Source organism: Sinobaca sp. H24 (assembly GCF_023845525.1).
In genome coordinates, this window is the sequence record NZ_JALBWT010000039.1 from 17366 (window position 1) to 26901 (window position 9536).

The 9536-nt window shown below is 44.8% G+C and carries 10 protein-coding genes; 2 read left to right on the top strand and 8 right to left on the bottom strand.

Annotated features, from left to right (window positions below):
• Positions 1-111: 111 nt before the first annotated feature.
• Complete coding sequence (locus MMY81_RS28265) at positions 112-1002, bottom strand: hypothetical protein (RefSeq protein WP_252315427.1); 891 nt, start codon at positions 1000-1002, stop codon at positions 112-114.
• Between the two features lie 565 nt (positions 1003-1567).
• Between MMY81_RS28265 and MMY81_RS28270 the strand changes: the two genes are divergently transcribed.
• On the top strand, positions 1568-2269 hold the full coding sequence (locus tag MMY81_RS28270; RefSeq protein ID WP_252315428.1) for a hypothetical protein: 702 nt from the start codon (positions 1568-1570) through the stop codon (positions 2267-2269).
• A gap of 142 nt (positions 2270-2411) precedes the next feature.
• Here MMY81_RS28270 and MMY81_RS28275 read toward each other — a convergent pair whose 3' ends face one another.
• Positions 2412-2945 carry a hypothetical protein gene (locus tag MMY81_RS28275; protein ID WP_252315429.1) on the bottom strand — a complete coding sequence of 178 codons (534 nt, stop codon included), beginning with the start codon at positions 2943-2945 and terminating at the stop codon, positions 2412-2414.
• A complete protein-coding gene (locus MMY81_RS28280) occupies positions 2942-3082 on the bottom strand; it encodes a hypothetical protein (protein WP_252315430.1) in 141 nt (46 codons plus the stop codon). Before MMY81_RS28280 ends, MMY81_RS28275 begins: the two co-directional genes overlap by 4 nt.
• Before the next feature lie 317 nt (positions 3083-3399).
• Between MMY81_RS28280 and MMY81_RS28285 the strand changes: the two genes are divergently transcribed.
• Complete coding sequence (locus tag MMY81_RS28285) at positions 3400-3885, top strand: acyl-CoA thioesterase (RefSeq protein ID WP_252315431.1); 486 nt, start codon at positions 3400-3402, stop codon at positions 3883-3885.
• Positions 3886-3960: 75 nt separating this feature from the next.
• Here the strand turns inward: MMY81_RS28285 and MMY81_RS28290 are convergent, their stop codons facing one another.
• The 5 genes from MMY81_RS28290 to MMY81_RS28310 form a co-directional block, all read right to left on the bottom strand.
• Complete coding sequence (locus MMY81_RS28290; RefSeq protein ID WP_252315432.1) at positions 3961-4929, bottom strand: sugar phosphate isomerase/epimerase family protein; 969 nt, start codon at positions 4927-4929, stop codon at positions 3961-3963.
• Positions 4926-5981, bottom strand: coding sequence for a Gfo/Idh/MocA family protein (locus MMY81_RS28295; protein WP_252315461.1), 1056 nt, complete (start codon positions 5979-5981; stop codon positions 4926-4928). Before MMY81_RS28295 ends, MMY81_RS28290 begins: the two co-directional genes overlap by 4 nt.
• A gap of 48 nt (positions 5982-6029) precedes the next feature.
• Complete coding sequence (locus MMY81_RS28300; protein ID WP_120191643.1) at positions 6030-6851, bottom strand: carbohydrate ABC transporter permease; 822 nt, start codon at positions 6849-6851, stop codon at positions 6030-6032.
• Positions 6852-6881: 30 nt separating this feature from the next.
• A complete protein-coding gene (locus tag MMY81_RS28305) occupies positions 6882-8213 on the bottom strand; it encodes a carbohydrate ABC transporter permease (RefSeq protein ID WP_252315433.1) in 1332 nt (443 codons plus the stop codon).
• A 107-nt stretch (positions 8214-8320) separates the two neighbouring features.
• On the bottom strand, positions 8321-9493 hold the full coding sequence (locus MMY81_RS28310; RefSeq protein ID WP_252315434.1) for an ABC transporter substrate-binding protein: 1173 nt from the start codon (positions 9491-9493) through the stop codon (positions 8321-8323).
• Between the last annotated feature and the right edge of the window lie 43 nt (positions 9494-9536).

The window sequence follows — 9536 nt, forward strand, 5'->3', positions numbered from 1 at the left end:
TTGATATCTTTGGCGCTTTGATGTTATGGGCACTCTTGATGCTGTCTGCTCCTTTGAGGTCCGTACTGCTCTTGAGGTTGCTTGCTGATGTCTTGATATCGCTGACACCCTTTAATTTGTCAGTTCCTTTGATGTCTTTGTATCCTTGATGTCACTGACGCCTTTATGGATGTCTTTCATTCCTTTAATGTCACTGGCTCCCTTAATAGTGGAGCCTTTCTTCTTTTTTTTCCCTCCCTTCGAGTCATTATCGCCGGTGAGCGAGTTATTTTTTAATTCGTCTTTAGCATCCGCTGCTTTGTCCTGGAATTCTTCAGCAAATTCATCCAGCTTTTCTTTCGCTTCTTCACCGGCGTCTTCCAGACTTTCTTTTAATTCGGCGACTTTTTCCTGGGCTTCTTCTTTAGCGATACGCATCTTTTCAAACGTATCGTAGAATTTTTTACCAATGACGGAAGCGGCAGCTGCATTCAGCGCTTTCGGATGATTTTTTGCTTCGTCCTTGGCGAACCCAATCGCTTCTTTTTTCGCATCGTTGATTGCACTTTTATCACCGGAGGCAAGATCCTTTACTGTTTCCAGCGGCTTGCCGTCGGTTACGTTTTCCACTCGTTTCTTCACATCTTTTAAATCATCGGATGCCAGAGTGTCTTTTGCCTTATCCAGCAGCGAAGGGTCTTCTTCCTTATCCTCTTCACTGTCGTCTTTATTAGATGAGAGTTTGTCTTTTGCTTTATCCAGCAGAGAAGTGTCTTCACTGCTGTCTTCGTTTTCTTCCTTCGGCTGATCTTCTTTTGTATCAGAAAATGTTCCCGGTACCAGATCTTTGGCTTTATCTTTCGCTTTGTCCATAAAGCTTTCTTCATCTGAGGAACTGGAAGAATCATCTTTATTTGCAATATCAAAGGTTCTCCGCTTCTCTTTCTCGGCGCCTTCTGTTAAATAATTAGAATTCATTAACGCAAAGCGCTTGAGATTCTTATTTTTCTTCCAGTCTGCCATATAGTGCACCACCACCTCTCGTGGTTAAAGCTTACTCAGCTGAGTATGCATGCTGCTCTATTATCATACCCGTTGAGTAGTTTGTTAATCTAGTTCATTCGGATCGTTTTTTATGAAAGTTCCGGTATCTCCGTAGAACGCTCAGAAATCCTGCGGTAAGAGGTTATATTAAGGTTATCGTTAATGTTCGCATCATACAGTACAATGTTCTTTATCACCTTATTGTCCTGCTTTTCTTCTGATTCCACGACCTCTAAGCGAACCTTCCAGCCGTTTTTGCGGTCGGTGGCCGAGATTGTTTGAAACGGTTCTGCTACTTCTTCTTTAAAGTAGGCTTCGACTTTTTCGATGGCGTCGTCGCTACTTTTTTTTTCGAATCTGATTTAGCGGCTGGCTGTTTTTTACCCGCAGATGAAGAAGATGTTTTTTTACTGCCCTCCGCTGACTTGCCTGAAGCGGCAGCACGGTGTTTTTTTGTAGGCTCTTTTTTGTTACTGATTTGTTGTCTTCATCTGTTTCCTGTTCGGTGAGCTGCTGCTGCGTTTTACCTGGTGCAGGCTTTTTAATGCGATTCGGCTTCTTAAAAGAGGCTTTTTTAGGCTGCTCTTCTTTTTCGTCTTCTTCTACTTCATCTTCTTCATCTTCTTCGTCTTCATCATCTTCTTCGTCTACTTCTTCATCTTCGTCTTCGTCTTCTTCGTCTACTTCTTCATCTTCTTCATCTTCTTCATCTTCGTCTTCATCTTCTTCTTCATCTTCTTCATCTTCTTCTACTTCATCTTCTTCATCTTCTTCTACTTCATCATCATCTTCATCTTCTTCTACTTCATCTTCTTCATCTTCTTCTACTTCATCATCATCTTCATCTTCTTCATCTTCTTCGTCTTCATCTTCTACTTCATCATCATCTTCTTCATCTTCATCTTCTACTTCATCATCATCTTCTTCATCATCATCTTCATCTTCATCTTCTTCATCATCTTCGTCTTCATCTTCTACTTCATCATCATCTTCTTCATCTTCATCTTCATCTTCTACTTCATCTTCATCTTCTTCATCTTCTACTTCATCATCATCTTCTTCATCATCATCTTCATCATCATCTTCTTCATCATCTTCGTCTTCATCTTCTTCATCTTCTACTTCATCATCATCTTCTTCATCATCATCTTCATCATCATCTTCTTCATCTTCTTCATCATCTTCTTCATCTTCTACTTCATCATCATCATCATCGTCGTCGTCTTCTACTTCTTCATCTTCATAACCATCATACTTTTCTTCTTCTACTTCTTCTTCCTCAAGCCATTCCGTATCTTCATCGAAAACTTCGTGCTCTTCGTCTTCTTCTGATTCGGCATCGAGACGCTCTTGTTCTTCAGCTTCTTTGGCTTTCTTCTCTTTATTTTTTAATTTTTTTTTTTGAAGAAACCGCCCTTTTTTTCTTCCTCTTCTTCTGTGCCCTGGATTTTCTGGCCGGCTTTTACCATGGACTCTCCGACTTTGCCTTTAGCTGCAACAAGGCCGCCGCCCACTTTGTTTTTAGCTGTTCCAAGTGATGATTTCACTTTATCCGGAAGAGCTGAAGCAGATGCTGCTGCATCATTAGCCTTTTTCGCTTTTTTTGCATTCTTAGCTGTCTTTTCTGTTTTATCAACAGCTTTCTTTACCGGCTTAGGAGCTGCCTTTTTCGCTTTCTCAGCTGTTTTGCCTGCCCCATTTTTTGCTTTTTTAGCCGTGCTTTTCGTGCTGTCCTTTGCTCCTGATGATTTCTTCTTTACGGCTTTCTTTGTATCCTCTGTACCTTTTTTTGCTTTAGCTGCTGGTTTTTTCACGTTTTCTTTCTCTCCATTCTCTTTGTCCTTACTGGAAGGTTTCTTTTTAGCGTCATCGCTTTTTTTAATTGTAGCTGTTTTTGTTTTAGGATTCTTTTTGTCTTTCATATTTTCTTTCGCGTCTTCTTTTTTCTTTTGAAGTCTTTTAGTTTTTCTCTGCTGACCATCGGCAGGGCCCCGCCTACCAGGCTGCCTACAGCCATTAATGCGTAAGTAACTTTGTTGCTGCTATTATTTTCAGCCAATTGAATGCACCGTCCTTCATCTTTTTATTATCCTATTAAGCACCATTACCCTTTTGTCCAGCATTTAATCTTCTATTATTCTGCCCATTGAAAAAAATATGTTATATAATCTCCAGAACCACTGACATACCAGTAATAAAAAAATATGTATAACAGATCTATAAAATTTACAAATTAACAATATTGCTTTTATTTTTTTTAAATATAAGCTTTAATATTTACCTTAAATTGGTATATTTTTGTTTTTCCACTGTTTGCCATCTTGTTTGTTTTCTTATAAACTTTACTTAACATTCATATATTAAAGGAGAACCTATATGCCCAATATTAGTGCTGTGAATCGTTCCCGCTCCACCCAGACCCGCCTGGTGCTCCCTCCGGATACGAATCATCTGGAGTCCATATTCGGCGGAAAAGTATTGGCCTACATTGATGAAATCGCCGCTATTGCAGCGATGAAACATGCAAACAGTATTGTCGTAACCGCTTCTATCGACTCCGTCGACTTTGTTTCGGCCGCGAAGGTTGGAAATATCCTCGAGCTGGAGGCTTTTGTTACAGCGACAGGCAGAACCTCCATGGAAGTATATGTGAAAGTACAGTCTATTGATGTAACAACCGGCACCACTGCACTTACGACCGAATCCTTCCTGACTATGGTGGCTGTTAATGAAAACGGAGATCCTATTCCCGTGCCCGGCGTATCTCCGGAAACCGAAGAAGAACAACGGCTTTTCGATTCTGCCCCGGCCCGCAAAGAACACCGGAAAAAACGGGCGTCTGTTTACAATAATCATGCCTGAAAGAATCAAGTTTCTTCATATTAATATAGTTAAAAATAAACTCCCTCCTGCATTTTGGCAGAAGGGAGTTTATTATTATGCCCACCACATATCGGATGGTTTTTCTACAATATTTACACTATGCAGATTGTCAACGGCGCGCTGAAATCCTTCCGAAATGCTCATCAATGGATCTTCATGTTCGATACTGACGGTGTGGTCATAGCCGAATTTACGGAGCGTACTAATCATGTCGCTCCATTCCTGCAGGCTGTGGCCGCATCCGACGGAACGAAAAGTCCAGGCCCGCTCCTGCACATTCTGATAAGGCTGCATGTCTGTCAACCCGTACATGTTTACATTGTCCCAGTCAATATGGGTGTCTTTTGCATGAAAGTGGTGAATCGCATCTTGTTTTCCAAGAATTTTAATCGCTGCGACTGGATCGATACCCTGCCACCACATATGACTCGGATCAAAGTTGGCCCCGACTGCATCACAAGTAGCGTCGCGGAGCTTCAGCACGGTGTACGGCGTATGCACGAGAAAACCACCGTGCGGCTCAATGCCTACTTTAATACCGTGGTCTTTTGCATACGCCCCCGCTTCTTTCCAATAGGGAATCAGCTTTTTCTCCCACTGCCAATTGTAAATATCGCTGTATTCCTGCGGCCATGGAGCAACCGGCCAGTTCGGAAGCGTGGCATTGTCATCAGCGCCTGCCACCCCGGAAAAATTATTTACAACGGGAACATTAAGCATTTCAGCCAGCTGTACTGTTCTGCGGAACACATCATCTGATTCCTTCGCATAAGCCTTGTCCGGCGCGATCGGATTGGAATGACAGCTGAAGGCACTCACGGACAAACCGCGCATGTCGAGTGCTTCCTGAAACTGTTTACGCTTATCTTCATTTTGAAGAAGACCGTCCAGATCAACGTGGGCGCTTCCTGGATTACCTCCTGTGCCAAGCTCTACCGCGTCCAGACCGGCGGCTTTTACTTTGTCCAGCATACCTTCGAATGAATCATTATTAAATAGTACGGTGAATACGCCTATCTTCATTGCGTGACGCCTGCCTTTCTTACCGATGTGATGGTTTTTTCCATGCTTGATTCAAGTGCTGCCAGAATAACATCCAATGCGCGTTTGCCGTCCGCTCCTGTAATAGGAATAGGTGTGTTTTTTACCACCGTTTCAACAAATGCGTCTACAATGCCCGTATTTTCCATGCCGCCCCCAGCGTTTGTCTGGATACCACCAAGGTCATAGCTCATCGTTTCCCCTGAGGTATAGACAGCAATTAGAGAGTACTGTGGATCATCTTCCAGGCGGAGCATGCCTTTTTCACCGTAGATCACGGTGGCGTTGTCTTCAAAAGGCTTGTAGGACCAGCTCGCTGTGAGCGTTCCGACAATGCCGCTTTCCATTTTCAGCACGCAGACGGCGTTATCGTCTACCGTCGTATTTTCTTTTGCCACAGTTTCTACAAATGCTCCAACTTCTGCCACAGGTTCATCAAAAAGAAATTGGATCAGATCGGATTTATGAACACCAAGGTCTCCCATAGCGCCGATAAAAGCCTCTTCTTTCCGGAAAAACCAGCTGTCCGCGCCATCTATGCTCCAGCCTTCCGGGCCGCCGTGGCCAAATACCGTACGGAAGCTGTAAATTTTTCCGAGAGCTCCTTCTTCCAGCAATTCTCTTGCTTTTACGTGGGAAGGAACAAGCCGCTGGTTATGAGCAATCATCAGCTTAGTGCCGCTTTTCTCCGCAGCTTCTATCATATCCTGGGCCTCCTGCGAGGAGGTCGCCATCGGCTTTTCGCAGAGGACGTGCTTTCCCGCCTCAAGAGCAGCTATTGACACAGGGGCATGCATGTAGTTAGGTGTACATACGCTGACGGCTTCAATAGAAGGTTCCTGCTTCAGCATTTCCTGATAATCGGTGTACGTATGCACGGAAATGTTAAATTTTGTTTCTACTTCCTGAGCCCGCGCTTCCACCAGATCGCAGACAGCCACGATTTCTACTTCACCTCCAGCGAGATATTCCGGAATATGCCGCTCTCTGGCGATGCTTCCGCAACCAACGATGCCAATTTTTAATTTACCCATCATGCAAAACCCCTTTTAAATAGTTAGTATTTTTTGACTCTTATGATGTTATTCTTTCACAGATCCGCTCGTTAATCCAGCCACAATGCGGCGCTGGAAAATTAAAACGAGAATAACGATTGGAATGGTCACGATAACCGTTGCGGCTGTAATGTCTCCCCATGGCACCGTATATTCACTCTGGTAAAAGGAAATTCCGACCGGAATCGTCCTCCAGGAGTCGTCTGTGTTGATGGCAAGCGCAAATAAATACTCATTCCATGCCGCAATAAAAACAAGAATTCCAGTTGTGAATACGCCCGGGGCAGCAAGGGGCAGAATAATTTTTCTGAACGTCTGGAAAGGCGTTGCCCCGTCCAGCTTAGCAGATTCTTCCAGCTCAATCGGGATCTTCTGGAAAAAAGTCGCCAGAATCCAGATAGCAAGCGGAAGACTGATCGTAATGTAGGGAATAATTAACCCCAGGTAGCTGTTGCGAAGACCTGCATCCGTCACAAAGTTAAAAATCGGGGACAGGATAGCAATCTGCGGGAACATGGATGAAGCAAGAACCAGCCCCAGAATCAGTCCTTTCCCTTTGATAGGAAGTCTTGTTACTGCATAGGCCGTAAAAGAGGCAAATGCCAGGGAGAGAATCGTAGTCGCTCCCGATACGACAAAACTGTTTAACATATATTGAAACAATGGCCGTGTCGTGATTGCAGACACGTAAGAGTCAAAGTTCATATTCGGAGTAAACCAGTTAAAATTTCCAAAAATTTCATTAGGCGGCTTCACAGAAGTAAGGAACACCCATAAAAAAGGAAACATAACCAGGAAAATAAAGAGAACCAGGAAGATATAAAAACCAATGCCTGCCTTTTTTTCCATCGCTGCCTTCCACACCTTTCTGTCGGTATTCTATCGTTTGGTTCGTTCTGCAAATAAGTCAGAGCCGATCATTTTCACAAAAATAACGCTGATAATGGCGACGCTGACAAAGACAATAACGGATAAGGCTGAACCTGCACCAAAATTCTGCTGCTCAAACAGAGCTTTATAGGCGTAAACAGAAATAGATTCTGTCGCGTTGGCCGGGCCGCCGCCTGTCAGAACGTAAATCAGGTCAAATACCCGGAACGCATCCAGCGTTCTGAAAAGAAGGGCAACAAGAATGGCTGGTTTTAAAAGCGGCAGCGTAACGCTTACAAACTGCTGCCATCTATTGGCACCGTCTACTTCGGCGGCTTCATATAAAGACCTTGGGATCGTCTGCAGGCCGGCGAGCAGCAGCAGTGCCATATAAGGCGTCGTTTTCCAGACATCCGCTAAAATAATGGAGAACATGGAACCGCCTGCGGTTGTAAGCAGAACCCCGGGGTCGGAAATGATGCCAAGCTGTGCCATATAATGAGCAACTATTCCCGACTGCCCGTCATATAAATAACTCCACATCATCGCAGCCACCGCCGTCGGAATGGCCCATGGTACCAGAACCGCTGTCCGGACAAGTCCTCTTCCTTTAAAAGCTCTGTTAATTAAAATCGCGACACTCAAGCCGAGAATAAGTTCAAAACCGACCGATGCAACCGTAAAAACAACGGTATTACCCATAGCGGTCCACGTTCTTGCGTTTGTTAAGTATTGGGCATAGTTCTCGGCCCCGACGAAATTGGAGTCAAGTACCGACCCCTGCAGGCCTTCGAGCTGAGACGCCATGTAACCAAATTCGACGGCTTCTTCTTCACCCAGATTTTCCTGATAGGACCGGATCGTATCGATATGTGTGCTGAGCGCCTGGTTAAATTCACTTCCCCAGTCGCCGTCAAGCGATGCAATAAGCAGTCCGCTTGAAATAGGTTCAAAATTTTCCAGGCGGTTGTTGACTTCGTTATACTGCTCCTGCATAGCTTCATCTTCCATTAAGGCTTCATGGTATTCATCCGCCGTCGCTTCAGCGGCTTCGAGATCGGCCGCTGCCTCCGGCTCCAGATCACTCAGCTCGGTAACCGATTGTTCAATTAAGTAGCGGTTATCGGCATACGTTTCCATGTTCAGACTTTCGGACATAATCCGCTCAGAGCGGGTCGGATCATTCAATCGGTAATCAAAAAGACTGTTCCAGCCCGAGAGCATAATCGGCCAGATAACGACCAGCAGAATTAATATAATAGAAGGCGCAATCATTGTGTAGCCCAGCTGTTTTTCGCTGAGCTGAAACGGTCGTTTGTTCTTTTTGTCTTTTTTAGCCATGTCAGGTCCCCCTATTCCTTTACTCGGCAAATGCTGCTTTCATTTTTCTTTCCATGTTTGCAGCTGCCTCTTCTGCTGTAATCGTTCCTGCCGCTGCACTTGAAAGTTCAATCTGCATAATGTCGGATACCTCCGGATAAATTCCGGTTACCCCGTGCTACCGCATTATCCAAAGTTTCCTGGAATACCGGGTCAGCAAACAGTTCGTTGGCGGCGGTTACTTCTTCGTCCTCGTAAAGGCTCTCAATCGTCGGAGCTCTGGCTCCTTCCAACGCACCAATTTTCTGTCCTTCTTCACTGCTTAAAAATTTAACCAGTTCCCAGGATTCTTCAATATGTTCAGAGCTCTTATTAATCATTGTCGACCAGCCCCCTAATGAAGATGCATTTCCTTCCGGACCTGAAGGCAGGGCGGTTATACCGACATTATCAGGCACCTGTGATATTTCGGGATCCGTAGACGTAGAAAGCATATACGGCCAGTTTCTTGCGAAGACCGTATTCCCTTCCAAAAAGGCATTTTCTGTTTCGATTTCCTGAAAATTAAGAATATTGTTAGGAACATAGTCGCTTTGCATCATTTCCACCATTTTTTCAATACCGGCAATTGCTTCCGGAGAATTAACGACGACTTCCTGGTTTTCGTTGATAACCTGACCGCCGTAGGCGCTGATATATTCCATTGAGGTAGTGACAAGTCCTTCATACTGTGAAGCCTGTGTAGCAAATCCGAAGCTCGTTCCGCCTTCTCCCTGCAGATCAAGTGCCATTGTTCCAAGCTCGTCCCAGGTTTCCGGAGGTTCTTCTACAATATCCGTACGGTAGTATAGGATACCTGCATCTGTATAAGAGGGCAGGGCATACTGACGGCCATTTAACGAACCGGATTCAATCGTTGCCGGAAAATGGGCATCCAGATCCACGTTGTCTCTTTCAATCAACCGGTCAAGCGGCAGTACATACCCTGCCTGCCCGAATTCAGCCGGCCAGACCACATCAGACGCAAAGATATCGATCTCCGGGCTGCCGCTGCTCATAAGCGTGACATACTGATTGTGTGCTGCCCCGCTGTCAGGCGGCATCTCCCTTACTTCTACATTAATATTGGGATTTTGTTCTTCAAATGCGGCAAGCATGGCATCAGTCGCCGGAGTAGTATCGGTACCGCGGGCGTACGTAAGGGTTACTTCCTCTTCACCGCCTCCGATATTTTGTGCAACGGAGGAACACCCGCCAAGAAAAACGAGTACACCGGCCATTGCTACAGGTAATACTTTCATCGCAAACCCTCCCTGTTTTTTTCTCACATTGTTTCCAAAACGT

What these genes read in the sequence shown, in the direction of transcription:
- MMY81_RS28265 (WP_252315427.1), bottom strand. Translation starts at nt 1,002, where the DNA reads ATGGCAGACTGGAAGAAAAATAAGAATCTCAAGCGCTTTGCGTTAATG.
- MMY81_RS28270 (WP_252315428.1), top strand. Translation starts at nt 1,568, where the DNA reads ATGCGATTCGGCTTCTTAAAAGAGGCTTTTTTAGGCTGCTCTTCTTTT.
- MMY81_RS28275 (WP_252315429.1), bottom strand. Translation starts at nt 2,945, where the DNA reads ATGAAAGACAAAAAGAATCCTAAAACAAAAACAGCTACAATTAAAAAA.
- MMY81_RS28285 (WP_252315431.1), top strand. Translation starts at nt 3,400, where the DNA reads ATGCCCAATATTAGTGCTGTGAATCGTTCCCGCTCCACCCAGACCCGC.
- MMY81_RS28290 (WP_252315432.1), bottom strand. Translation starts at nt 4,929, where the DNA reads ATGAAGATAGGCGTATTCACCGTACTATTTAATAATGATTCATTCGAA.
- MMY81_RS28295 (WP_252315461.1), bottom strand. Translation starts at nt 5,981, where the DNA reads ATGGGTAAATTAAAAATTGGCATCGTTGGTTGCGGAAGCATCGCCAGA.
- MMY81_RS28300 (WP_120191643.1), bottom strand. Translation starts at nt 6,851, where the DNA reads ATGGAAAAAAAGGCAGGCATTGGTTTTTATATCTTCCTGGTTCTCTTT.
- MMY81_RS28305 (WP_252315433.1), bottom strand. Translation starts at nt 8,213, where the DNA reads ATGGCTAAAAAAGACAAAAAGAACAAACGACCGTTTCAGCTCAGCGAA.
- MMY81_RS28310 (WP_252315434.1), bottom strand. Translation starts at nt 9,493, where the DNA reads ATGAAAGTATTACCTGTAGCAATGGCCGGTGTACTCGTTTTTCTTGGC.